The 22,905-nt window shown below is 66.5% G+C and carries 18 protein-coding genes, 1 tRNA gene and 1 pseudogene; 11 read left to right on the top strand and 9 right to left on the bottom strand.

All coding sequences use genetic code 11. The annotated features are described in order from the left end of the window. Positions 1-429 precede the first annotated feature (429 nt). The 3 genes from Q333_RS0109450 to prfB all read left to right on the top strand — a co-directional run bounded on the left by Q333_RS0109450 (position 430) and on the right by prfB (position 5,336). Positions 430-1,635 (top strand): N-acetylmuramoyl-L-alanine amidase, encoded by a 1,206-nt coding sequence (locus Q333_RS0109450; RefSeq protein ID WP_245591520.1) that lies wholly within the window; start codon positions 430-432, stop codon positions 1,633-1,635. An 82-nt stretch (positions 1,636-1,717) separates the two neighbouring features. Further along, positions 1,718-4,141, top strand: a complete 2,424-nt coding sequence (locus Q333_RS0109445) for a PBP1A family penicillin-binding protein (protein WP_035294044.1) — start codon at positions 1,718-1,720, stop codon at positions 4,139-4,141. 72 nt (positions 4,142-4,213) lie between these two features. Further along, a protein-coding gene (prfB, locus tag Q333_RS0109440) for a peptide chain release factor 2 (RefSeq protein ID WP_157072414.1) occupies positions 4,214-5,336 on the top strand; the annotation gives its coding sequence in 2 pieces (ribosomal slippage) (positions 4,214-4,282 and positions 4,284-5,336; 1,122 coding nt in all). A 41-nt stretch (positions 5,337-5,377) separates the two neighbouring features. Here the strand turns inward: prfB and Q333_RS16495 are convergent. The 4 genes from Q333_RS16495 to tyrS all read right to left on the bottom strand — a co-directional run bounded on the left by Q333_RS16495 (position 5,378) and on the right by tyrS (position 9,009). Next, positions 5,378-5,944: a bactofilin family protein gene (locus Q333_RS16495; RefSeq protein WP_029416511.1), complete on the bottom strand. Its 567-nt coding sequence runs from the start codon at positions 5,942-5,944 to the stop codon at positions 5,378-5,380. Next, positions 5,934-7,079: a M23 family metallopeptidase gene (locus Q333_RS0109430; RefSeq protein WP_029416510.1), complete on the bottom strand. Its 1,146-nt coding sequence runs from the start codon at positions 7,077-7,079 to the stop codon at positions 5,934-5,936. The genes Q333_RS16495 and Q333_RS0109430 overlap by 11 nt, the downstream gene beginning before the upstream one ends. A gap of 206 nt (positions 7,080-7,285) precedes the next feature. Continuing rightward, positions 7,286-7,741 (bottom strand): peroxiredoxin, encoded by a 456-nt coding sequence (locus Q333_RS0109425; protein WP_029416509.1) that lies wholly within the window; start codon positions 7,739-7,741, stop codon positions 7,286-7,288. Between the two features lie 11 nt (positions 7,742-7,752). Next, positions 7,753-9,009 (bottom strand): tyrosine--tRNA ligase, encoded by a 1,257-nt coding sequence (gene tyrS, locus Q333_RS0109420; RefSeq protein WP_029416508.1) that lies wholly within the window; start codon positions 9,007-9,009, stop codon positions 7,753-7,755. A 50-nt stretch (positions 9,010-9,059) separates the two neighbouring features. Here tyrS and Q333_RS0109415 point away from each other — a divergent pair, with 50 nt between their 5' ends. The 6 genes and pseudogenes from Q333_RS0109415 (at position 9,060) to Q333_RS16490 (ending at position 15,613) form a co-directional block, all read left to right on the top strand. Beyond that, positions 9,060-9,596 (top strand): DOMON-like domain-containing protein, encoded by a 537-nt coding sequence (locus Q333_RS0109415; protein WP_245591519.1) that lies wholly within the window; start codon positions 9,060-9,062, stop codon positions 9,594-9,596. Further along, complete coding sequence (locus Q333_RS0109410) at positions 9,593-10,792, top strand: exo-beta-N-acetylmuramidase NamZ family protein (RefSeq protein WP_029416505.1); 1,200 nt, start codon at positions 9,593-9,595, stop codon at positions 10,790-10,792. Before Q333_RS0109415 ends, Q333_RS0109410 begins: the two co-directional genes overlap by 4 nt. Positions 10,793-10,842: 50 nt before the next feature. Next, positions 10,843-10,919 (top strand) — tRNA-Pro (locus tag Q333_RS0109405). 128 nt (positions 10,920-11,047) lie between these two features. After that, positions 11,048-12,568 carry a tryptophan halogenase family protein gene (locus tag Q333_RS0109400; RefSeq protein ID WP_029416504.1) on the top strand — a complete coding sequence of 507 codons (1,521 nt, stop codon included), beginning with the start codon at positions 11,048-11,050 and terminating at the stop codon, positions 12,566-12,568. Between the two features lie 249 nt (positions 12,569-12,817). Beyond that, positions 12,818-14,047 carry a tyrosine-type recombinase/integrase gene (locus Q333_RS0109390; RefSeq protein WP_029416502.1) on the top strand — a complete coding sequence of 410 codons (1,230 nt, stop codon included), beginning with the start codon at positions 12,818-12,820 and terminating at the stop codon, positions 14,045-14,047. Positions 14,048-14,174: 127 nt separating this feature from the next. Continuing rightward, positions 14,175-15,613: pseudogene (locus Q333_RS16490) on the top strand (IS1182 family transposase). A gap of 260 nt (positions 15,614-15,873) precedes the next feature. Here the strand turns inward: Q333_RS16490 and Q333_RS0109380 are convergent. Genes Q333_RS0109380 through Q333_RS0109360 form a run of 5 tightly spaced genes read right to left on the bottom strand, consistent with a single transcriptional unit; the run spans position 15,874 to position 21,160 of the window. Continuing rightward, positions 15,874-16,407: a Pycsar system effector family protein gene (locus tag Q333_RS0109380; RefSeq protein ID WP_051651223.1), complete on the bottom strand. Its 534-nt coding sequence runs from the start codon at positions 16,405-16,407 to the stop codon at positions 15,874-15,876. Beyond that, positions 16,404-17,330 carry a TIR domain-containing protein gene (locus Q333_RS0109375; protein ID WP_029416499.1) on the bottom strand — a complete coding sequence of 309 codons (927 nt, stop codon included), beginning with the start codon at positions 17,328-17,330 and terminating at the stop codon, positions 16,404-16,406. Before Q333_RS0109375 ends, Q333_RS0109380 begins: the two co-directional genes overlap by 4 nt. A gap of 11 nt (positions 17,331-17,341) precedes the next feature. Continuing rightward, entirely contained in the window at positions 17,342-17,902 is a 561-nt protein-coding gene (locus Q333_RS0109370; RefSeq protein ID WP_084175887.1) for a Mov34/MPN/PAD-1 family protein, read from the bottom strand. Beyond that, the gene (locus Q333_RS0109365; protein ID WP_051651222.1) at positions 17,874-19,589 is read right to left on the bottom strand and encodes a ThiF family adenylyltransferase; all 1,716 of its coding nucleotides are present in this window, start codon (positions 19,587-19,589) and stop codon (positions 17,874-17,876) included. Before Q333_RS0109365 ends, Q333_RS0109370 begins: the two co-directional genes overlap by 29 nt. Beyond that, positions 19,586-21,160, bottom strand: coding sequence for an adenylate/guanylate cyclase domain-containing protein (locus Q333_RS0109360; protein ID WP_029416495.1), 1,575 nt, complete (start codon positions 21,158-21,160; stop codon positions 19,586-19,588). The genes Q333_RS0109365 and Q333_RS0109360 overlap by 4 nt, the downstream gene beginning before the upstream one ends. A 663-nt stretch (positions 21,161-21,823) precedes the next feature. On the opposite strand from Q333_RS0109360, the gene Q333_RS16485 reads away from it, so the two are divergent. Next, a complete protein-coding gene (locus Q333_RS16485; protein WP_157072413.1) occupies positions 21,824-22,234 on the top strand; it encodes a hypothetical protein in 411 nt (136 codons plus the stop codon). Next, the gene (locus tag Q333_RS16980) at positions 22,234-22,884 is read left to right on the top strand and encodes a hypothetical protein (RefSeq protein WP_029416491.1); all 651 of its coding nucleotides are present in this window, start codon (positions 22,234-22,236) and stop codon (positions 22,882-22,884) included. Before Q333_RS16485 ends, Q333_RS16980 begins: the two co-directional genes overlap by 1 nt. The last annotated feature ends 21 nt before the right edge of the window (positions 22,885-22,905 follow it).

Here is a 22,905-nt window from a genome sequence, read left to right as displayed (position 1 = left end):
CTCGCCGAATGGGGTAAGAGGCGCTCACGTCGCGTGTCGTCCCCGCGTCATGGCCTTGGCCCATGACGGCGACCGGCCCGGGACGGGCTAACGGTCGGAGGGTTGCGCAGGCGGTTGGGCCCATGGGTTCTGGTCGGTCCTGGAGCGATCTCACGCAAGGGCGAGGGCTCCGGTTCGGAATGACCCGACTCCGTCGATTCTCGGGCATGGCCGAGGGGCTCTCGAAAGGCGGGAAGCGTGCACCGCGCCGGGGCCGCGCCGGTCCAACAGGACGGGGCGCGATCGTTCGCGGACAATCATGAGCATAAGCATGTGGAACGTGAATGAAAAGGCGCACGCGTTTCGCGCCCGCCTTAACCCCATGCTCACCGCGATCGGTCATGGTGTCGGCAACGATAATGGTGGGTCGCCGTCAGAATGCCGCGTCCAATGCGCTTCAACCTGTCCGCCTGGAGCCTGCGCGAGTGGGCCATGACGCTACTCGCCCTCGGCATCCTTGCCGCCGTTCTGGCGGTGGCCGGGCAAGGCATGGCGTCCGGGGCGACCGGCGATGTGCGCAGCGTCCGTTTCGGCGGCGACATGAGCCGGACCCGGGTCGTCATCGACCTGGACCGCTCCGCGCGCGGCGAGGTGATCGAAGCCGGAGACGACGGTCGCCTGGTCCTGACGCTCGCGGGCGTCGGCGCGGGTCGAGGCGTCGACGGCACCGGGACGGGCCTCGTGCGCGACTGGCGTGTCAGCTCGTCGGGTTCAGCCTCCCGGGTTCAGCTGGGTCTGGCGCGCACCGCGCGGATCGAGCGGCGCTTCCTCTTGCCGCCCGGCGACGGGGTCGCCCACTATCGCTACGTGATCGACATCGCCTCGACCGGAGGGTCCCCGGCCGCCGCGATGCGCGAGCCGCGTCGCGCACCGGTTCGACGCGCCGAACGTCCACTGATCGTCATCGACGCCGGGCACGGCGGACACGACCCGGGCGCGCGGGGCGCGGACCGCAACGAGAGCGAGGTCACGCTGGCCGCCGCGCTCGCCCTGCGCGACGAGCTGAACCGCACCGGCCGCTATCGCGTGCTGCTGACACGCGAGACCGACGCCTACGTCGCGCTGAACCGCCGTGTCCGCATCGCGCGTCAGGCCGACGCCGATCTGTTCATCTCGCTGCATGCCGACGCCGGCGCCGATCCGGCCACGCGCGGCGCTTCGGTCTACACCCTGTCCGAACAGGGTGCGTCGCGGGCTGTGCGCGAGGTCACGCGATCGGAGGACTGGCACCGCGACCTGCACCTGCCGGGGCGCGACCCGTCGGTGGACCGCATCCTCCTCGACATGACCCAGAGGGCGACCCAGAACCGCTCGGCCCAGTTCGCGCGGGTCTTGCTGACCCACATCGAGGCGGCGGATCATCCGCTGCTGCGCCGCAGCCATCGCGATGCCGGCTTCGCCGTGCTGTTGGCGCCGGATGTTCCGGCCGTGCTGCTGGAAATGGGCTTCATGACCAATCCGGACGACGAGCGAGCGCTAGCCGACAATCGCCGCCGCCAGCGGCTGATGCGGGCCGTGGCGGAGGGCATAGACCGCTACTTCAGCCAGCCGGCGGGTGGAACGATGATCGCCGGACTGCCTGCGAACGGCGGCTGATCCAAGAAGCCGTTTCCGGCCTTTGCGGCGGCCCCGGCGCGGGCTAAACCCGCTCTCGGGCGTCAGTCGGAGAAGCCACGAAGTGAAGGTTGCCGAGCGTTGGTTCGTGATGGCTGGCGTGGCCCTGCTGGGAGCCATCGCGCTCGCCGGGCTGATCGTGGCCGTCTATGCTGCCTGGCTGCTGCATGACCTGCCCGATGCGTCCGAGCTGGCCGACTACCGGCCGCCCACGGCCACGCGCGTCTATGCCGGCGACGGCACCCTGATCGGCGAGTTTTCCGACGAACGCCGAATCTACGTTCCTTACGAGCAGATTCCGCCCCAGTTGGTTCAGGCGTTCCTGGCGGCCGAGGACCGTAACTTCTTCCAGCACGGCGGCATCGACGTTTCGGGCCTGGGCCGGGCCATGTTCAAGAACATCTTCAACTTCGCAACCGGCCGACGTCTGGAGGGCGGCTCCACCATCACCCAGCAGGTCGCCAAGAACGTTCTGCTGACCAACGAGTCCACCATCGGCCGAAAGCTGAAGGAGGCCATTCTCTCCAGCCGTCTGGAGGCGACGCTTTCCAAGGAGCAGATCCTCGAGCTCTATCTGAACGAGATATTCCTTGGCTATCGCAGCTACGGCGTGGCCTCGGCCGCCTTCAACTATTTTGGCAAGTCGCTCCAGCAGTTGACGCCAGAAGAGGCCGCCTTCCTCGCGGCTCTGCCCAAGGGCCCGAATAATTATCACCCCAAGCGGCACCCCGAAGCCGCTAGGGGCCGACGCGACTGGGTGCTGGGCGAGATGCTGCAGAGCCAGTTCCTCACCCAGGCCGCCTATGACGCGGCCGTGGCAACGCCCCTGACCACCCGCGAGGCGCCGCGTCGGGCCGAGTATCAGGATGCCGACTTCTTTGTGGAAGAGGCGCGCCGCATCGCCCGAGCCAATCCGGAGTTCGGCGACCAGCTGAACGCCGGCGGCTTTTACATGCGCACGACGCTGGACCCCTCTCTCCAGACGGCTGCGCGCGACGCCCTGATGCGTGGTCTCGAGAACTACGACCGCCGTCACGGCTGGCGCGGTCCCTGGGGCACGACGGACTTCGCGCCGGGTTGGCAGGCGGTTGCCCTGCGCCAGACAGCCCCACCTGAACGCCGGGAGTGGCGCGCCGCCGCCGTGGAGAGCGTCTCTGGAAATGCGGTCCGTGTCCGCACGGCGCGCGATGACGAGACCGGCACCCTGATCGCCGCAGACGCGGCCTGGGCTAACGCCAACCGGCCGCTGCGGCGCGGCGATCTGATCTTCGTTGAACCGCGCAACGGCCAGTTCGCCCTGAAGCAGATCCCGAACGTCAACGGCGCGCTGGTGGCGATCGAACCGCAGTCGGGGCGAGTGCTGGCGATGGTAGGCGGCTATTCGTTCGCCCTGTCGAGTTTCAATCGCGCGACGCAGGCGGAGCGCCAGCCTGGCTCGTCGTTCAAGCCGTTCGTCTATGCAGCCGCGCTCGAAGGCGACTTCACGCCGGCCTCCATCGTCGTGGACGGCCCCATCAGCTTCGCGGGCGGCCCCGGCGGTCGTCGCTGGACGCCAGAGAACTACAGCCGCCGGTATTATGGCCCCCAGACGCTTCGACGCGGGCTGGAGCTTTCGCGCAACGTCATGACCGTGCGGCTGGCCAACTCCATCGGCATGGACAAGGTCGTCGAACTGGCTGAGCGCATGGGCGTCGCGGACAATCTTCAGCCGAACCTCTCGGTGTCGCTCGGTGCCGGAGAGGTGACGGCCCTGGACATCACCGCGGCCTATTCCGCGTTCGTGAATGGGGGGCGTCGGATCGAGCCCTATCTGATCGAGTACGTCCAAGACCGCGACGGCGAGACCATCTATCGCGCCGACCCGCGCCGCTGTCGCGACTGCGGCCGGGCCTTCACAGGTCAGGCCTCGCCATTCCTAGAGCCGCGGGGGACCCAGGTGATCGATCCGATCACCGCTTATCAGATCAGCTCCATGCTGGAAGGCGCGGTCCAGCGCGGGACCGCCGCCAGCGCGCGCGGCCTCGGCCGCTGGGTCGGCGGCAAGACCGGCACCACCAACGAGTATCGTTCTGCCTGGTTCGTCGGCTTCACCACCGACATCGTGGTCGGCATCTACGTGGGCTTCGACGACAACCGCTCGCTGGGCTCCGGCGAGGCAGGGGCCTCGGCGGCCGTGCCGATCTTCACCGACTTCATGGAGGATGCGCTCCGTGAACGTCCGGCGCGGCCGTTCGTGCGTCCGCGTGGCGCGGTGTTCCGCACGGTGCGCGGCATCGAGGAGGCTTTCCGCCCCGGAACGGAGCGCCGGCGCGGGGAAGAGGAAGGTCCGCGCGGCCCCGATACGCCGACCGGTCCGCAGAACTACAACGACGTCGTCCGCCGCGAGCAGGAAGCCGCCGCCGCCGCCGCCGGCCAGGCTCCGTCCGAGCCGTCGCCGCAGCAACCGCAGCGGCAGGAGCCGGCCGAGGACCTCGACGGCCTGTTCTGACACGGTCGGCCCTAGCCAAGGCGGGCGGACCCCTCTATCTCCGCGCCTCACCTTTGGATCGCGGAGTTTGCGATGAGACCGGATGTCGAGGCCATGAAGACCGACATCGAGCAGAGCGTCGCTCTGCTCAGGAGGCGTCTTTGACTGGGATGTCGCCGTCAGAAAGCTCGATGAGCTGAACGCCCGGGTCGAGGACCCGACCCTGTGGGACAAGCCCGACGAGGCCCAGGCCGTGAGCCGCGAACGCTCGCGGCTCGAGGGTCAGATCAACACCGTCAAGGAGATGGAGACCGGCCTCGAGGAGGGCGTCATGCTCGCCGACATGGCCGACGAGGAAGGCGACGAGGCGACGCTGGAGGAGGCCCGCGCTCAGCTGAAGGCCATCAAGGAGCGCGCGGCGCGCGCCGAACTGGAGGCCCTGCTGTCCGGCGAGGCCGACGGCAACGACGCCTATCTGGAAGTGAACTCCGGCGCGGGCGGCACCGAGTCGAACGACTGGGCCGGCATGCTCCTGCGCATGTACACGCGCTGGGCCAAGGCCCACGGCTATGAGGTCGAGGTTGAGGCCGAGGAATCGGGCGAGCAAGCCGGGATCAAGTCAGCGACGATCCAGATCAAGGGTCCCAACGCCTACGGCTGGTTGAAGTCGGAGTCGGGCGTGCACCGCCTGGTCCGCATCAGCCCCTATGACGCGGCGGCCAAGCGGCATACGAGCTTCGCGTCGATCGGCGTTTCACCGGTCGTCGATGACGCCATCGAGATCGACATCAACCCCGCCGATGTGCGCACCGACACTTATCGCGCATCCGGCGCGGGCGGACAGCACATCAACAAGACCGATTCGGCCGTGCGTCTGACCCACATCCCGACCAACACCGTCGTGGCCTGTCAGGCCGGACGATCCCAGCACCAGAACCGCGAGCAGGCCTGGAAGATGCTGCGCGCCCGCCTGTACGAACTGGAACTGCAGAAGCGCGAGGCCGCGGCACAGGCCCTGGCCGACGCCAAGACCGACATCGGCTGGGGTCACCAGATCAGATCCTACGTCCTGCAGCCGTATCAGATGGTGAAGGACCTGCGCACCGAGGTCGAGACCTCGGATACGCAAGGGGTGCTGGATGGTGATCTGGACTGCTTCATGGGCGCGGCCTTGGCGGCGCGGGTCGGCGAAACGCGCGGATCGACGGTGGAATAGGTCGGATGCTCCCCCTCGCCGAAAGGGAGGGGGAGATCAGTTCAGACCGTCTTCATCTCGATGGTCTGCGGGGCCTCGGCCGCAGGGATCGGTATCGGAGCCGGCGATTCAACCGGGGCCGGACGCGGCGCTGGCGCGACCGGAGCCGGAGCTTCGCGGCGGCTCTGCAGCACGCGGCCCTGGAAGTAGGCACCGATGTCGATGGACAACTGCTCGGCGGTGATGTCGCCGTCGACGTAGGCCGTCGAGACCAGCTTGACCTGCTTGCCGGCGACGGCACCCACGACGCGGCCGCGGACTTCCAGATAGTCGGCGGTCACATTGCCTTCGATGGCGCCGGTCTCGCCGACGATCAGGCGGCCGACGCGGACGTCGCCCTTGACCGCGCCGTCGACCTGAAGGTCGCCGGCGCCCGTGACGTGACCCTCGAACTGGAGGTCCGAGGACAGGGTCGACAGGCCGCGCGAGGAGGCGACCGGCGAGGGCGCCGGCGTCGGAGGCGCGGGTGGGCGCGCCGCGTTCGAGGACGGCAGATCCGGCAGGGGAGGGATCGGCAGGGCGTTCGACGGACGGTCGGGCGTGGCGGCGGGTTTGGCTTTATTGAACAAGGGTGTCTCCGGCTCTCATGAAGCGGGCGGGATTTTGCGGACGTCCGTCCATCCACACCTCATAGTGCAGATGAACGCCGGTCGAACGACCGGTCGAGCCCATCGCCCCGATGCGCTGGGTCAGGCCGACGCGCTGGCCAGCCTGGACGGCGATCGAGTTGAGATGGGCGTAGCGGGTCTTGAAGCCTCGGCCGTGGTCTATCTCAACGGTGTTGCCATAGCCTGAACGAACGCCGGCGAAAGACACGATTCCGGGAGCGGTGGCGTAGATCGGCGTGTTCAGCGGTGCCGCGAAGTCCTGGCCCTGATGCACCGCCGGGCGACCATTGAACGGGTCGAAGCGCACGCCGAAGCTGGAGGTGGTGCGAGCGTTCGTGGGGCGGTCGAACGGCAGGCCTTCGGCGGAGTCGGCGAGGCGCCGCATCTCGGTCAGGTTATCGGCGGCGTGGCGGATCCGGACGGCGAAGGGTTCGTCGACGTCGAGAATGGTGGCGAGCGCCTTGGCGTCATCGGCCTCGACCAGCGGGCCGCCTAGAGCCGACCCGGTCGGGGCGTAGGCGGCGGGGTTCAGACCGGCGAGGCGGAAGGCGAGGCGCAGGCGCTCGGCGCGGGACTGGGCGAAATCGCCCGCCCGCTCGATCAGGCGTTCCTGATCCATGCGGACGGCCACGATACGCTGGACAGGGGAGGCGGCGCCGTCGGGTGGGGCGGGGGCGGGGGCCATAACGGTCTCGGCCCCGTCGACGCCTCGGAACATGCCCATGACGTTCGACAGGGCGGCGTGACGGCGCTCGACCATCTGGGCCATGTCTTCCAACCCGCCGGTGGTGGCGGACATGCGCACGACAGCGGTCTCGAGACGAGCCTGCAGGTCGGCGTTCAGGCGCTCCGAGGCGGCGCGGGCGCGGGCGACCTCATCGTCAGCCCGGCTAGCCATGACCATGTCGAACAGGAAGCCGCCGGACGCGACCAGGGTCCAGGCCGCGCCGACGATGGCGACCGTCGCCATCATCATCTGGCGACCCGAGGTCAGAACATATCCGCGCGTCTCGCCGTTCTGACGCAGATAAACATGCCGTTCCGGAAACCAGCGGTCGATCAAAGAGCGCCTGACCACTCCCTGTTCTTCTACCATGTGAACACGCCCCCATGCACGGGAAGCGTTATCCGTGACCTGTTGCCCGACGGCAATACCGTTCACGCAATCTTAACCACGTTCGGGGCCGGTTTTCGCGTGAACGAATCTAGAGAGGGTTAAAGTTCGCCTGCCGGGCGATTTGTTACATCTGTGAGTTTCAGAAACTGGACTGTAAAACCGTCCGCGACCGGAAGAGCCTGCTTTCAGAGCGCCTGCGCGGCGGCCAGAACCTCTTCGGCGTGGCCCTTGACCGACACCTTGCGCCAAACGCGGCGAACGACGCCCGCGCCGTCGATCAGGAAAGTGGCGCGCTCGATGCCCATGTAGGTCTTGCCGTACATGCTCTTCTCGACCCAGACGCCGTAGGCCTCGGTGACGCCGGTCTCTTCGTCCGACGCCAGGGTGGCCTTGAGATCGTACTTGGCCTTGAATTTGTCGAGCTTCTTCACCGGGTCCTTGGACACGCCGATGACGGTGACGCCCGCTTTGGCGAACGCGTCGGCATGGGCGGTGAAGTCCTTGGCCTCGTTGGTGCAGCCGGGGGTATCGGCCTTGGGGTAGAAGTAGAGGACGGTCGGACCCGACAGCGTGGCGCGGCCATCGCCGTCGGCGGGCATGTCGAACGCGGGGGCCTTTGAGCCTTCGGTGATCTCGGTCATGGCAAGTCCTCTTAGATCGGCTTGACGAGCAGCAGCTTCTTCTTGCCGGCGGCGAGCTTGAGCACCCCGTCGGCGTTGACGTCGGACGCCTCGATAAGCCGAGCGCCGTCGGCGATCGCCTCGTCATTCAGTCGCAGGCCGCCGCCCTGGGCCAGGCGACGGGCCTCGCCGTTCGACGCCGTCAGGCCCGCGCGGGTGGCGACGGCGGCGATCATGGCACCGATGACCTCGGACGAGGGAAGTTCGACGGTCGGAAGGTCGCCGGAGACGACCCCGCGCTCGAAGGCGGCCTCGGCGCCCTCGCGGGCCGCGCGGGCGGCGTCCGCGCCGTGCAGCATGGTCGTGGCGGCGTCAGCCAGCGCCTTCTTGGCCTCGTTGATCTCGGCGCCGGGCAGCGCCTCGTAGCGGGCGATCTCGTCCAGCGGCAGGTCGGTGAACAGGCGCATGAAGCGGCCGACGTCGGCGTCCTCGGCGTTTCGCCAGAACTGCCAGTAGTCGAAGGGCGACAGCTGGTCGGCGTTCAGCCACACCGCTCCCTGCGCGGTCTTGCCCATCTTGCCGCCGGACGCCGTGGTCAGCAGCGGCGTGGTCAGGCCGAAGGCCGCCTTCTGATCGACGCGGCGGACCAGATCGACGCCCGAGACGATGTTGCCCCACTGGTCCGAGCCGCCCATCTGCAGCGTCACGCCCAGCTTCCGGTTCAGCTCCAGAAAGTCCACCGACTGCATGAGCATGTAGTTGAACTCGAGGAAGGTCATCGGCTGCTCGCGTTCCAGCCGCAGCTTGACCGAGTCGAAGGCCAGCATGCGGTTGACCGTGAACTGGGTGCCGAAGTCGCGCAGGAACTGGATGTAGCCGTAGCCCGACAGCCAGTCGTCGTTGTTGACCATGACGGCGTCGCTGGGTCCGTCGCCGAAGGTCAGGAACTTCGAGAAGACCTGCTTGATGCTGTCGAGGTTGGACTGGATGGTCTCGTCGGTCAGCTGGGGGCGCGAGGCGTCCTTGCCGGTGGGGTCGCCGACCTTGGTCGTGCCGCCGCCCATCAGGACGATCGGACGGTGACCGGCCTGCTGGAGCCGGCGCAGCATCATGATCTGGATCAGGCTGCCGACGTGCAGCGACGGGGCGGTGGCGTCGAATCCGATGTAGGCCGAGATCACGCCGGCCTTCGCCGCCGCGTCCAGCTCCGCCGGGTGGGTGATCTGGTGGATATAGCCGCGCGCCTGGAGCGTCTGGAGGAAGTCGGACTGGAAGGCGGGCTCGGTCATGGCGTTAGGCGGGCTTGGCTTTGGGAGGAGGGGGCGTGTAGCACGATGGGATGCCGGAGCGAACCGACAGTCCGACGATGCTGGAAGTCCGGCTGAAGCCGCATCCGAGCTCGCCGGATAGCCCGATCGACACCCTGGCCGTGCGGTTCGAGCGCGATGGCCTGGTGCTGTGGCTCCGGTTCATTGCCGAGGGACAGATGCCCGAGGTGGTGTGGCCGGAGGACGCCGAGCCCGGCCGGGCCGACGATCTGTGGCGACACAGCTGCTTCGAGGCCTTCGTCGAGGCCGACGACGGCTATGTGGAATACAATCTCTCGCCGTCCGGGCAGTGGGCCACCTATCGCTTCGACTCGCCGCGTCAGGGCATGCGGAACGCCTTGGAGGTCGCCACGCCCGGCCAGCTTGACCTGGCGTGGGACATGCTCTCGCTGGAGACGCGCATCGAGTTGCCGAACGGGGCGCGGCGGCTTGGGCTGTCCGCCGTCATCGAAGCCGTCGACGGCACCTTCTCCTATTGGGCGTTGTCCCATCCCTCGGATAAGCCCGACTTCCATCATCCCGACTCCTTCGTCCTGGAGCTTCCATGAAGTTCGGCATCGACCGTCTGCTCGCCGATCCCGCCCTGCTGGCCGAACTGAAGGGGCGGCGCGTGGCGCTGCTGGCCCATCCGGCCTCGGTGACGGCGGACCTGACGCATTCCATCGACGCCTTGATCGCGGCGGGCGTGACGATCAGCGCCGCCTTCGGCCCGCAGCACGGGATGAAGGGCGACCTGCAGGACAATATGATGGAGACGCCAGACGAGACCGATCCGGTCCACGGCTTTCCGGTGTTCAGCCTCTATGGCGAGGTGCGGCGGCCGACAGGGCGGATGCTGTCGACGTTCGACGTCATCCTGGTCGACCTGCAGGACCTGGGATGCCGCATCTACACCTTCTTGACGACGCTGCTCTATGTGCTGGAAGCAGCGGCCGAGACCGGCAAGTCAGTCCGGGTGCTGGACCGACCCAACCCCGCCGGGCGGCCGGTCGAGGGACTGACGCTCAGATCCGGTTTCGAGAGCTTCGTCGGCGCGGGGCCGATGCCGATGCGCCACGGCCTGACTATGGGCGAGATGGGCCGCTGGTTCATCGATCACTTCCGGCTCGACGTCGATTATCGCGTGATCGAGATGGAGGGCTACGACCCCGAGGCGGCTCCGGGCTTCGGCTGGCCGCTGGGTCAGAGGGAGTGGATCAACCCCAGCCCGAACGCGCCGAACCTTTCGATGGCGCGGTGCTATGCCGGCACCGTCATGCTGGAGGGCGCGACGCTGTCGGAGGGGCGGGGCACGACGCGGCCGCTGGAGCTGTTCGGAGCGCCCGACATCGACGCCCGGGCGGTGATCGCGGAGATGCACCGGCTGGAGCCGGACTGGCTGGGCGGGTGCGTGCTGAGGGACATGTGGTTCCAGCCGACCTTCCACAAGCACGCTGGCCAACTGTGTTCCGGCGTGCAAATCCATGTCGAGGGGCCGCGCTATGGCCACCACGCCTTCCGGCCGTGGCGGGTGCAGGCGCTGGGCTTCAAGGCGATCCGGCGGCTGTATCCGGACTACGACCTGTGGCGTGATTTCCCCTATGAATACGCCTTCGACCGACTGCCGATCGATACCATCAATGGTGGGCCGGGCCTGCGGGAGTGGGTCGACGACACGGCGGCGACGCCGGGCGATCTGAACGGCGTGACCCGGCCCGATGAAGCCGCCTGGATCGAGGCGCGGCGGCCGCATCTGCTCTATTGAACCGATCGCGCGTTGCCCGCAGGCAGCGCGCGTGGCAGAGAGCGCGCCTTCGGAGTGTAGCGCAGCCTGGTAGCGCATCTGCTTTGGGAGCAGAGGGTCGCAGGTTCGAATCCTGCCACTCCGACCATGCCTTCTTTGTTGGGCTACCGCTCGCGCCGCGGGCGCTCGCTGCTTGAGCCCGGCTGACGCTGCTGGCCTCTGGCGTCGTGGCGGAGCCCACTTCATTGTGCGGTCCGAGTAAGACCGGAGGCGTGCATGCCCGAACCCATCAAATCCATCCTCATCGTCGGCGGCGGGACGGCCGGGTGGATGGCGGCGGCGGCGATCAAGCGGTCGGTGGGGCCGAACGCTGAGGTGCGGCTGGTCGAAAGCGCCGACATCGGCATCGTCGGCGTCGGCGAGGCGACGGTGCCGCCGATCCGCGACTTCAACGCCATGATCGACCTCGACGAGGCCGAGTTCATGCGCGAGACCAAGGCCACCATCAAACTCGGCATCGAGTTCAACGGTTGGGGTCGGGCCGACAGCGCCTATTTCCATCCGTTCGGCACCTTCGGGCGCGGGCCGACGCTGGGGGAGTTTCCAGGCTCCTACTTCGCCCTGAAGGCGCGGGGCAAGGCGGCGAGCCTGGAGGCCTATTCGGTCACCTCGCACGCGGCGCGGCGGGGCAAGGTTGGGGAGCGATCCAACGATCCGCGCTCGGCGCTGGCAGGGTTTCACACGGCCTATCACTTCGATGCGGTGCTGTATGGCCAGTATCTGCGGAAAGTCTGCGCCGGGCGCGGCATCGAGCGGATCGAGGGCGAGATCGTCGAGGTGGTGCAGAGGCCGGACGACGGTTTCGTCGACCATGTGGTCCTAAAGGACGGGCGAACGCTGAAGGCCGACCTGTTCATCGACTGCACGGGGTTCCGGGGCCTGCTGATCGAGCAGACGCTGAAGGCCGGCTACGAGGACTGGTCGCGCTGGCTGCCGATGAACCGGGCGCTGGCCGTGCCCTGCGCCAAGGTAAGGGCGGTCGATCCCTTCACCTCGTCGACGGCGCGGGAGGCGGGGTGGCAGTGGCGCATCTCGCTGCAGCACCGGACGGGCAACGGCCACGTCTATTGCTCCGACTACATCGACGACGACCGGGCGCGCGAGACGCTGCTGGCCAATCTGGACGGAGAGGCACTGGCCGAACCCCGGCCGCTGCGGTTCGTGACGGGACGGCGCAAGAAGCTGTGGGACAAGAACGTCGTGGCGCTGGGCCTGTCGTCCGGCTTCATCGAACCGTTGGAATCGACCAGCATCCATCTGGTGCAGGTGGGGATCATCCGACTGCTGCAGCACTGGCCGGACACGGCCTTCAGCCAGCCGAACATCGACGGCTACAACCGGCGCCTGATCCGCGAGATCGAGCTGATCCGCGACTTCGTCATCCTGCACTATCACGCGACCCAGAGGGACGACACGCCGTTCTGGCGGAACGTCGCGCAGATGCCGATCCCCGACAGCCTGAGCGAGCGGGTGGAGATGTTCCGCGACCGGGGTCTGCTGTTCCAGGTCGGGGCCGACGAATACTTCAGCCAGGGATCCTGGATGGCGGTGATGATGGGGCAGGGGATCACGCCCCGCGCCTACAATCCGCTGTACGACTATCAGAACCTGGACCAGGTCGCGGCCGGCTTCGAGCAGACGCGGCAGGCGTGGGCGGCGACGGCCGACGCCCTGCCCGCGCACGAGGACTATCTGAAAACCAAGGGCATGTGGGCGGAAGAGACGGCGGCGGCTTGATGCCTCGCGCCGAACATCCGAGTGGCTCCGCGGGTAGGAGCTTAACGGCTGTTTCGTCCGTTTTCAATCTAAACCCCTGATCTCCAATAAAACGCGTTGAAACAGCAGGTTATGAGCCTGTCTTGGTTCGCCGTGTTCCATGGCGTTTTTCGGAGTTTCTGTCTGCCTGGTGGGTAGCCTGGTGGGTAAGGAGTGGATTTTCGACCCTGTTGTGGGTACAAGGGAGTCGAACCTTTTTGGTGTGTCCGCGTGGCTTACAGCGTCAACAAACTCACCGATCGCGGTGCTCGCGCAATCAAGGTGCCGGGCTACCACCCCGATGGCGACGGGCTCTATCTGCAAGTCACAGAGGGAGGGTCGCGAAGCTGGGTGTACCGCTATTCGGCAAGTGGTCGTCGGCGAGAAATGGGGCTCGGCTCGTTCCATGACGTTACACTCGCCGAGGCAAGGCTGGCGCGGGACGAAATCAAACGAGGCGTGATCAAAGGGTCGGACCCTCTCGGCGAGCGACCGAAACGCGCTCGCGGCAGACTTCACCAGGTTCAGTCTGTTTCATCTGTGGCCGCTGCGGCAAGCGCGTCTATCGTTTCGGCGAAAGCCCCGACTCTGGAGGTATGCTGGACTGATTACGTTCGCGCTCAAGAAGGTGGCTGGCGCGGTCGAAAAACAAAGGCCAGTTGGATGCGGTCGATTGAAAGTCACGCGGCGGCGATTAAGGGCCGGCCCGTGGCTGAGATCGATGTTGACGACGTCATTCGGGTCCTTGAGCCGCTTTGGATGACTAAAGCGGAGTCGGCCGGAAAGCTGCGCGAGCGGTTGGAACGGGTGCTGGACTACGCACGGGTTCGGAAGTTGCGGAGCGGGGAGAACCCGGCCCTCTGGAAAGGCAACCTGGTTCACCTCTTGCCGCCGAGGCCCAAGCTGCAGAGGGGTCACATGCGGGCGATGCCCTATCAGGATGTCCCCGCCTTCATGGTCAAGCTGTCGGCCAGCAAGGGGATGTCGGCCCGCGCCCTGGAGTTCACCATCCTGACGGTCGCTCGAGAGACAATGACGCTCGAAGCGACCTGGCGTGAGATCGCTGGGGATCTCTGGGAACTCGACGCCCAGCGAATGAAGGAAAAGGCCTTCCGTCAACCTCTGTCGGCAGGCGCGCTCGCCGTGCTCGCCAAGGTCCGGCCGGAGGAAAGCCGACCCAACGACCTCGTCTTTCCCTCACAGCGGGGGGGCGTCATGTCCAACATGGCGATGGACATGCTGCTGCGCGACCTCGCTCCGCCTTGGACGCCGCACGGCATGAGATCAACCTTCCGCGACTGGGCTGGCGATGAAACGGACTTCGCTCGCGAGGTGATCGAGGAATGCCTCGCGCATTCTGTCGGCGATGAGACTGAGCGGGCCTATCGGAGAGGCGATGCACTAAAGAAACGGCGCACTGTGCTCGAGGCTTGGTCGGCCTATTGCTTGAGCGGTCTTTGATCGGACAGAGCCGGAACTGATCAGCCCCTTTTTGACCGGGCGAGGGTCTCCTTCTGACTGAGGCTGTGTGAAAACGCGTCTTGCTTGAGCGAATTAGGTTAGCCTCTTGGGTCAGCAGGAGGTGGACATGGACCGCTTCGTTCAGGGCGCGGACCGTCGGCAACAGACGCTGCTCCCCGCATGTCTCGATGATTATGTGGCCGAGGATAATCCGGTCCGGGTGGTCGATGTCTTCATCGACGATCTGGACCTGAAGGGTCTGGGGTTCGAGGGCATGACGCCGGCGGCGACGGGCAGGCCGGCCTACCACCCGGCCATGCTGCTGAAGCTCTACGTCTATGGCTATCTGAACAAGGTGCAGTCCAGCCGTCGGCTGGAGCGCGAGGCGCAGCGCAACGTCGAGCTCATGTGGCTGACGGGGCGGCTGGCCCCGGACCACAAGACCATCGCCGACTTCCGCCGAGAGAACGGCCCGGCGATCCAGGCGGCCTGCGCTCAGTTCGTCGTGTTGTGCCGACAGCTCGGCCTGTTCGGATCGGCCCTGGTCGCCATCGACGGATCGAAGTTCAAGGCGGTGAACACCCGCGACAGGAACTTCACCGCCTACAAGGTGAAGCGGCGCATCGAACAGGTCGCCGAGCACATCGCCGGTTATCTGCAGGAGCTCGACACGGCGGATCGGCAGGACAGTGATGCCTCCGACGCCCGGTCGGGACGGCTGGTCGAGAAGATCGAACGGCTGCGCGCCCAGATGGCGATGCTGAAGGCGATGGAGGCCGAGGTGGAGGCGTCACCCGACGGCCAGGTCTCCCTGACCGATCCCGACGCTCGGGCCATGGCGACGTCGGCCGGGGCAGCGGGATCGTCGGCTACAACGTCCAGTCCGCCGTCGAGGGCGAGCATCACCTGATCGTCGCCCACGAGGTGGTGATGACCGGCAGTGATCGCGAGCAGCTGGCCTCGATGGCCGGAAAGGCCAGAGACGCCATGGGGGTGGAAGCGCTCGATGTGCTGGCTGATCGTGGCTACTTCTCCGGCGAGGAGATCTTGGCCTGCGAGGCCATGGGCGTGACGCCCTACGTGCCTAAGCCCCTGACCTCAGGCGCGAAGGCGGCGGGCCGCTTCGGCAAGCAGGACTTCGTCTACCAGCCGGATCAGGACGTCTATCGCTGCCCGGCCGGGGCGCTCCTGCCGCGTCATATGACGACCGTTGAGAAGGGGATGACGCTGCACCGCTACTGGGATCGGGCCAGTTGCACCGGCTGCGCGCTGAAGCCCAAGTGCACGCCCGCCGTCGAGCGCCGGATCACCCGGTGGGAACATGAAGCGGTGATCGACGCCCTGCAGACACGGATGGACCTGGCGCCCCGCGCCATGCGCATCCGACGACGGCTGGTCGAGCATCCCTTCGGCACGATCAAGGCCTGGATGGGCCAGACCCACTTCCTGATGAAGCGCCTGCCCAACGTGAAGACTGAGATCAGCCTCCACATCCTGGCCTACAACATAAAGCGGATGATGGCGGTGCTCGGAACGCAGCCCCTCATGAAAGCGATCAGAGCCTGAGACGGAGGCGCTCCACGCCTTGCCGCCACCTCCGCGGAGCCTCGGCTTGATGCGTTCTTACACGGCCTCGACTCAAAGCGGAAGTTCGCTGTGTCCGCTATCCAGCGAACACCTCTTTTCGCTCTAGATGCCCGTAACCTGGCTAAAAAACGACATTGCAAAGGTCTGCAAACACGCAACCGTCTCGCTAGGCTCGCGCGTGAGACCTTCGACGGACTGGCCAAGCGGTCGGGGCCGTTCAGAGGAGGCTGCAGCGTCCGTCATCCAAGACCGGGAATGCTGCTGGAGCGGGCGGTGGCGAGCGCCAGGGTCGCCAGCCAGAAGGGAAGGGCGGCGGCGATCAGCAGAAAGGCGGACCGTGAGCGCTTGAACTTCTTGTCGAGGATTTCGGCGTTGCGCCAGACTTGGCAAAGGGCGTCGTCGGCGAGGTCTGCAGATGATGTTCCGCGAAGCTGCCGACGGTAAGTGTCGGAACCGAGGGCGGCGATGTCCGCGAAATACAGGATCGACGGCTTGGGATTTCTGAGGTGGGGGTAGAAGCTTGCGTAGAGATTGATGAGGCTAAATCCGAGCAGGCTGGCGGCGATGACGCCGCTAATGCCGGCCGGAGAAACGGGCGCCGGCACGGGGAACGAGACTGCGACTGATCCCAGAAGAGCCAGGTCAACCGCCATCAGGAAGGACGCCTTGCCTTCGGCTCGACCGAAGAGACCCTGGATCCGGTCGAGCTGGGCGAGGGCGGCAGTCAGATTCTCCGCATCGGTCGCAGTGTGCGGGGACGCCGGCAGGGTCATTTCGCTTCCTTCATCGAGGAGCGCACCTTCTTCTCGGCGATCACGGCGCTGATCTTGTCGATGACCGGGCCGAGGGCGACGGCCCGATCCCTGGGCGTTTCGGCCGTTCGGTAGGGAAGCGGGGTGAGCCCCTTGAAGTCCGAAGGCAGGCGGACGTCCTCGGCCTGGGGAACCAGCAGCAGGGTGCGATGGCGACCCAGCCGCGACATGAAGAATCCCAGTTCGAAAATGACATTGTCCCTCGGCGTGGCGGACAGGCGATCACGCGAGAGGACTAGGTCGTCGGGTTCGGCCAGGGCGACGCCGAAATCGGCCAGGCCGACCTGTTCCTCGAGCGCTTCGAGGGGGTAGGCTCCGGGCGCGAAAATCATGTCGTCGCTCCAGATAACCACCTCGGCGTCGTGTTCCAGACCGACCCGGATCGCCTTCGCGATGGCCAAGGCCTCGGCAGAGCAGATCAGAAACAGGCGCGGGCGGAGGTTGGCCCGGTTTACATACTGGTTCCGCTGTTCAAGCCGTTCGGCCAGATCCTGGGCGATCCGTCGCCAGATGTGCGGATGATCGGCACCGACCTCGGCGAGACGGGTGTGGCTGACCTTCCAGCAGACCGTCGTTTCCGCCGCCTCCACAGTCGCTGCGCGGCTGATATGCGGCGTGATCGCCGACATCTCCCCGATCGTCACCCCCTTCTCGCGGTAATGGAGGCGGACCTGGTTGACGATGATCTGGGCCTTGCCCGCGAGCAGGAAATAGAGGTCGCGGTCAGCCGCCCCCTGTTCCACGATCGCACGGCCGGGCGCGAACTCGATCAACTCACCCTGCTGGGCGAGAGCGGCGGCGACGGCCGCGTCTGGAACAATGCGCTGGGCGAGCAGAGCCTCAGTGAGGTCGTCCCGGCTTTCGAAGCGGGATTTCAGGGACATGGCGGCCTTGATCAGATCAGACGGACGGAAGGTTTGCGGCCGGGCGCGCCGAACAGTCTGGCGAACCAACCGGTCGGGGGTAGAAGGGCCTCGCCCTCCAGGCGCGGCTGGACGACCAGGGTCGCCGCTTCGGCGACCCCGGTGCTGCGGAAGGCGGTTGCGCCACAGATGACGCGGTCGGAGGCGGCGAGTCTGACGATCAACAGCACGGCGAAGGGCGGCGCGTCGGACGTATCGGATACAATTTCAAACATCTGCCGGACGTCCGTGACGCTCGGGTCGGTGGAGAAGGAGGGGTGCGAATGCCACTCGCCCAGATAGTTGAACCGACCGTAGTCCTCGCCCGTTCGGCGGAAGAAGGCGTCCAGAAAAGCCTTGTGAGCGGCAGGGCGCCGCACGAAGCATGCGGCTTCGCCGCCCTGCCGCTGGACAGACAGATCGACGATCCGGAAGGTGTTGGGCCCAAGGTGTTCGCCCACCAAAACCCCCCCGATCTCGCGGCGCCCCCCGCGCGCAAGCTCTCGCGCGAGGCGTTCCAGAAGGTCAGGCGGAATGTGAAGACTGAGCGCCATGGTCCTTGAGCATCTGGGCGAGAAGGGTGACGCCGGCCAGGGAATCAGAGGTGGGCGCCGACGGGGGAGCGGGACCGCCGAGATCGATAGCGCGGGTGTCGAAGGGCTGGTCGAATATCCATTCGGCGCCCAGGCCGATCATATAGGCCGAGCTGGGGAAAGCCGATGGGGAAGCGCCGATCAGATGGTCCAGAACCAACCGCGCCGCGTGGGCGGCGATGACACCGACGTCCGCGTCGTCGGCGATGAGAGGGTCCGCCTCGCCCCCGGTCTCATACGGCCGTGCGGCGACCGGCGGCGGGACGCCCAGGGCGTCGCACCAGGCCTGGATGCGGTTGCGGGCCAGATGCGGCGCGGGATCCTCGCCGGGGCGTGAGCGGGCGATCAGTCCCCCGATTCCGCCGGCGTAGATCTCCAGCCAGAACAGCGGCTTTCGCGCGGCGATACAAATGCCCGCGAGAAGGTTGAATACAGCCGGGTCCGCCGTCGCGTCGATCACCAGATCACAACCCTGGAGCTTCTGCAGCACGCTGTCCGCCACGCCGCTCGCCTCCTGGCCGGCGAGCCGTTTCATCTCCATCTCGATCTCGGCGTCGCCGGCCAATGCGATGCGACGGGCGACGCCCCGTACCTTGTGTTCACCCACGTGAGACCAGTCTAGGTCGTTACGGACGAGATTCTCTGGCAAAAGCACGTCGTCGTCGACGAGCACAAACCGGCCGACGCCGGCCCGGGCGAGGCTGACAGCGATCTTTCCGCCCGCCGATCCACAGCCGACGAGGCCTACGCTGCGGGCCTTCAGGGCCGCATAACGCGAGGGAAGCCGCACGCCGCCGGTCGCGGGGACGTTGGCGAAGGCCATCACCGTGTCGTCGTCGGTGAGCCAGATCAGACGGGCCCCGTCGTCCGACCACAGCAGGAGCAGCGGAAAGGCCTTGTCATTCGGTTCCGGCTGAAACCCCAGCGCGGCCAGGTCTTCCCGACAGACTGACGCCGAGGACGTGCGGGGAAGACGTGCGCCGCGAGGCAGGCGGAAAGCGGTCGCCTTGTGCAGGGTTGCTTCGGCCCAAAGGGCCTTCGGCACGGTTGGATCGGACCAGGTCCCGCCTTGCGCGTCCAAGGTCCTGACCGGGGTCAAGGTGTGTTGCCTGTCGCGGGTGGGCCAGTAGGCGTCCACGGCCAGGGTGGCGCCGTCATCCGCCTCGGCCATATGGCCGGCGAAGGCCTGAGTGATGACGAAGCGAACAGCGCGGGCGCGCAGGTCCTGCCCCAGGGTGGTGGCGTGGCGGCTTTGGGCCGCAGGTTGGGGAACGCCGGCGACCGGGGCCTCAACCTGAAGCAGCCTCTGGGCGCTCTCAACCATATGGGCCCCGGTCAGCTCGGGCGTCCAGTTGTCTGGCCCATGTTCGAGGCAAAGCTCGCCCCCGGGTCCGTATTGATGGCCGGACCACCGCTCCTCGTCGGCGGGAACGACCGAGGGCGGCGAATACGGAAAGGAGGCGGGGTAGCGAAGCTCGGCGCGATAGAGCCGTCCTTCGCCCTGGATTTCGATGGCGACGCACAGTCGGGCGCTGTCGTCGAAGCGCGGGCTCTCAACCGTAAGCCAGGACGCCCGGCCCGCCAGAGCGAGCAGGGCGTCCCGCTCCGCGGCGAGGCGGCCGGGATCCTGGAGGAACCAGAGCGTCATGCAAAGCCCGCCGGCTTGGTCGGCTCGATGCGACGCGGCGCGAAGGCGTAGTCTGCGGCCGGAGCCGCACTCGACTGCAAGAGCCCACCGGCGGCCGCGGCCTTCGCCACCGCCTTGGCCACCTTCGCCGTTTCGTCCTGACGGTTGGCCAGTTCCTCGACCGCCGCCTCATAGGTCAGACTGCCGCGTTTGCGGGCCGAGCCGAAGGCGGTCTGGACGGCGTTGCTGGCGGCGTCATAGGCCGCAAGGCCGATCGCGGTCTCCTCGCCGTTGCAGCGTCGTTGCTGGGCCTCGGACCCCAGAACCGAGCGGCCCACGGCGCAGCGCACCATGGAGCCTTTCATGCCCAGACGGGTCAGGGCGATCGGACCCAGGTCGAAACCGATCGCAACGCCCAGCCCGTGGCCCGCTTCAAGATGACCTTCGTCTTCCAGAGCGGTGATCGCCTGGTCGAAGCTGCTGCGGATGCCGGCAGCGCACAAGGTGGCCGTGCTTACGCTTTCTTCCTCATTAGTGGTCTGGGCCGTGCCTTCTCCCAGCACGCCGTGGACGCAATCGCCGACGAAGCGCACCTTGCGACCCCCGAAATCGGTGTGAAGCACGGCGTCCATCTCGCTTCGCAGGACGTGGAGCACCCGCACCACGTCCCTGGCCGCCTCATCGTCGCAGACTCCCGCGGCGACGAAGTCGGTGAACCCGTCGATGTCGGCATAGACGGAGATCGCCGTCTGGCGACGCGAGTTCTTCGGCGTCAGCACCTCGAAGTCGAGGTTGCTGAAGGGCGGTGTGTGGCCAGAGAACTCGAATTTGGCGATCGGATTGTTGGCGAGGTCGGTGCGCCAGTCCTTCACGATCTGATCGGATGTGACGGTAAGCGCCGCCTCGTCCTGGCTGTCGGCGATCTCGTCGGCGGACAGAGGTGTGCGGTCCTCGACGCCGTCCTCCGACAGGTCGATCACGCCACGGGCCGTATTGGTCAGATAGATTCCTTCGGCCTTGCCGCCGCCGGCGCGCTTGGCGGCCAGATTGGCCGGGGCACCCAGGAACAGCGGTTCGACATGGCCCCGGCGACCATTGCAAACGGCCAGGGCGATCCCGCTGTCGATGCCGACGCGGACCCTAGCGGCGGGAATGACGTCGTCGCCTTCCTCGCCGGTCTGGGCCAGGACGTCGATGATTAGTTGGGCGATGGCGATGGCGCGGTGGAGACGGCCGGGTTCGTCGCCGTAGGGTTTTGTGATGACGGCGTGAAGGCGTTGATTGTGGAAATCGACCTCAATGGCCCCGACGGCCGTCAGGATGCGACGCACGGCGCGGAAATGCAGGTTGAGGAACCGCAGCGTCCGCTTGTGACAGGTTTCCCCCTCAACCGCGGTGGTCGCGAGCATGGCCTCGAGGTTCTTGATGTCGACGTAGAGGTGAACGCCGCTGACCCGATAGGCTTTGTTGCGGGGTAGGGTGGTGAGGTCGGTGTCGCGGACGTAGTCTTTGATCTCGATCTCTTTGACTTCTTTCAGTCGCGCGGCGATGCGTTTGGCGGCGCGCGCGCTGTTCCAGGTATGGGCGGCCATCGGCTTTGCCCTTTCTTTGAATGCGGCATGTATGGCGTCCGCGGCGTCTTTCGCGCGGGACGACGGGCACGCGCCGGGCGACGCGTGGTGTTCAATCTTTGACGATCAGCTCTGGGTCATGGGTCTTCGCTCCACCTAGGTGTGATGAAGACTCGTCGAAGCGGAAACGGTCGGCGTGACGTTTGCGTGTTGTCGCCCCCGGTGATCGCGGCATAGGATCGCGACCGCCGCACTTTAACGAGTCGGTGCCGGAAGGGGGCGGCTTGCATGCACCGGCAAAGTCAGCCCGCCGTCCCCCTTCCGCCTTCAGCGACGTCCGTCGCCGTACTCTCGGCCTCCTCAGGGCCGCCGGCGTCGCACATCACGACGCGGTCGATCGACCTGAAACGCTCTAAGCCTAATGGGAGGGATGAACAGCCCGAACCCAGCTCCACCATAGCGGTAGATTGAGTCGCAGCCGACCGAAAGACGTTTCTACACGTCCTGTTAATCCATCTGCTTCTGTGAGCCGATTCGAACCATCTGTCGACATCTGCGTCAAGATGTAGTGGCCGAAACGCCTCACGACGCGAGATCGTGGGTCTTTGAAGCCTAGAGCCCATAGTCCTCTCTCACGCAAGATCGCGGTTTCCCGGACGTTTCGACACACGCTAAGGTCGGAGTATGGCGGTGTTCGGTTTCAGGCGGTGGGGTTTGGCAGGGATGGCTTTGACCGTGCCTCTGGCTGGCTGCGGCGACTGGAATCCGGATGTCGATCCGCCCCGCGTCGTGCAGATCTCCTGTTCTCGCGTCGGCGCGCCGTCGGGGGCGCCGACGCGCGTCTTTCGGCTCGACACCGGAGCGCGTACCGTGGCCTGGTCCAATGGACCGGGTGCGCCAAAGGGGAGGCTGACAGTGACGGATGAAAGCTATGGGCTGACCTTCGTCACAGGCGGAGCGGCCGTGAACAGGTTCGACGGGCGAATGAAGATGGAAGAGGGGCGGCCGCCGTTTCTTCAGGCAGGAGTTCTTCCCAAGTCCAACAGGCGAAGCGACTGGATCTGCGCCGGCCAGCCGCAAGGCCCGCGGTTCTGATGGCCCGCAGCGTGAAGGGGACGGCCGTTGCCGTGTTGACCGGCGACCTGGTGCGATCGACCGCTCTGAGCCATGAAGGTCTGCTGCAAGCTCGCGAATCCTTGCGCCGCGCGGCCCGGGAGATTGCGGGCTGGGGGCGCGGAGCGGTTCATGGTCCGGACTTTTTCCGGGGGGATTCTTGGCAGCTGGTTCTGACACAACCGAATCTTTGGCTGCGCGCCGTCCTCTATCTGCGCACCACCCTTCGCGCCCTGGAGGAGGATGCCGACACCCGGATCTCCGTAGGGGTCGGCGCGATGGACGCGCTGGATGCAGACGCCGTGTCCCAATCGACCGGGGAGGCCTTCGTGCTGTCCGGGCGGGCGCTCGACGACATGTCCCGGTTCGAGGGGTTCAGGCTGGCCACGGCGCAGCCTGAACCCGATGAGACCTATCTGCCGACCGTCCTTTCGTTCTGCAGCCATGTCGTGGGAGGCTGGTCTTCCTCCCAGGCGAAGGTGGCGCTGGAAATGTTGCGGCCGTTGGACAAGACCCAGGAGGCGTTGGCCGACGCCCTGGGGGTGTCCCGCCAGTTCGTCAGCAAGGTGCATCGTCAATATGGCCTCTCATCCGTCATGATGGCTTTGGACGTGTTCGAGGGTCGCGCGTGAGCCGGGCGCGGCATGAAGCTG

The organism is Brevundimonas bacteroides DSM 4726 (genome assembly GCF_000701445.1).
GTDB classification, from domain to species: domain Bacteria; phylum Pseudomonadota; class Alphaproteobacteria; order Caulobacterales; family Caulobacteraceae; genus Brevundimonas; species Brevundimonas bacteroides.
The sequence above is the reverse complement of the archived record's forward strand: the minus strand, read 5'-3'. Positions and strand labels throughout refer to the sequence as shown.